This is a genomic window from Tistlia consotensis USBA 355, assembly GCF_900177295.1.
Lineage (GTDB): Bacteria > Pseudomonadota > Alphaproteobacteria > Kiloniellales > DSM-21159 > Tistlia > Tistlia consotensis.
This window is the reverse complement of the sequence record NZ_FWZX01000080.1, coordinates 1-1,513: the sequence shown is the minus strand read 5'-3', so window position 1 is coordinate 1,513 and position 1,513 is coordinate 1. Positions and strand designations below refer to the sequence as shown.

Annotated in this window: 2 protein-coding genes; both read right to left on the bottom strand. The window is 68.1% G+C overall.

What is annotated here, in order from left to right:
• The coding region (tnpC, locus tag B9O00_RS32165; RefSeq protein ID WP_085127554.1) for an IS66 family transposase at positions 1 to 1,178 on the bottom strand (1,178 nt) is incomplete at its 3' end.
• Between the two features lie 70 nt (positions 1,179 to 1,248).
• The coding region (tnpB, locus tag B9O00_RS32160) for an IS66 family insertion sequence element accessory protein TnpB (RefSeq protein ID WP_143596448.1) at positions 1,249 to 1,513 on the bottom strand (265 nt) is incomplete at its 5' end.

Sequence of the window (1,513 nt, the reverse complement as noted above, 5' to 3'; positions counted from 1 at the left end):
GAGTGTTCCCGCCGCGCGGCAAGCCGGTCTTCCGGCGGCGCGCCGCGCACCGTCGCCTCGACCGCATAGAGCGCGGCGATCTGGCGGATGGCGGCTTCGGCGATGGGGGATTTGGCGTTGCGCACCAGCTTGACGAAGCGCCGGCGCAGATGGCTCCAGCAATGCACGAGCGTCCATGGCCCTTCGGCCCGCTCGATGCGGGTGAGCCGATCGTAGCCGTCATAGCCATCGCACTGCAGCAAGCGCCCGCGAAAGCCCGTCAGGAATTCTTCGGCAAATGCGCCGCTGCGTCCCGGTGCATATCGGAACAGCACGATGGGCGGGCTGCCACCGCTGTGCCCCCGGTCATCGCAGGTGATGGCCCAGAAGAAGCCCTTCTTGGTTCGTCGCCGCCCGGGATCGAGCACCGGCGCGGTGGTCTCGTCCATGAACAGGCGGTCTGCCGCGGCCAGATGCCTGGCCATGTGCTCGGCGATCGGCCGGAGATGGAAGCATGCCCGGCCAGCCCAGTTGCCGAGCGTGGCCCGGTCAAGCACGATGCCCTGCCGGGTGTAGATGTCGGCCTGCCGGTAGAAGGGCAGATGGTCACCAAACTTGGCGACGATGACGTGGGCGATGAGCGTTTCCGTCGGCAATCCGCCGGGCACCACGTGTTCGGGCGCATGCGCTTGCACGACCGCGCCCGAGCAGCGCCGGCAAGCATATTTGGGGCGCCGCGTCACCAGCACGCGGAGTTGCGCCGGGACCACATCGAGCCGCTCCGAGACGTCTTCGCCGATCTTCGCCATCTCGCCGCAGCCGCAGGGGCACATCGTGCTCTCGGGCTCGATCACCCGTTCCACCCGCGGCAGGTGGGCCGGCAGACGGCCGCGGTTGCGGCTGCGCGCCTTGGCTCCCGACTTGCCGCTGATGATGGCCTCGGCCTTTTCCTGCGCGGCATCGAGCACCCCTTGCGCGACCTCGATGTCTTCCAGCGGCAGGTTGTACTGCTCCGGGCTCAGCTTTTCCGATTTCGCACCGAACTTTTCACGCCGCAGCTCGCTGACGATGCTCTCCAGCCGGCGCCGCGCCTCCTCGGACTGCGCCAGCGCCGCCTGGTGCTCAGCCAGCGAGGCCCGGGTCTGCGCCAGCTGCGCTTTCAGGCTGGCATTTTCTTGCGTCAGGGCGGCGACGTTCATGCGTCGGTTCAACCACAGATCCGCCGCCCCCGCCATCGCCAATGCGGGCCCCGAGTCACTCTGCCGCAGCTCAGCCCGCAAGCCGCGGACGGCGACCCCGCTCGGGCCGCACCAGACGCCAGTCCAAGCCCTCGAACAGCGCTGCAAACTGTGCCGCCGACAGACGCATCACGCCGTCACGCACCTGCGGCCAGACGAACTTGCCACCCTCCAGGCGCTTGTGGATCAGCACCATGCCGGTGCGGTCCCAGACCAGGATCTTCACTCTGTCCGCGCGTTTCGACCGAAACACGAAGGCCGCCCCACAGAATGGATCCAGCCCGAATATCTCCTGC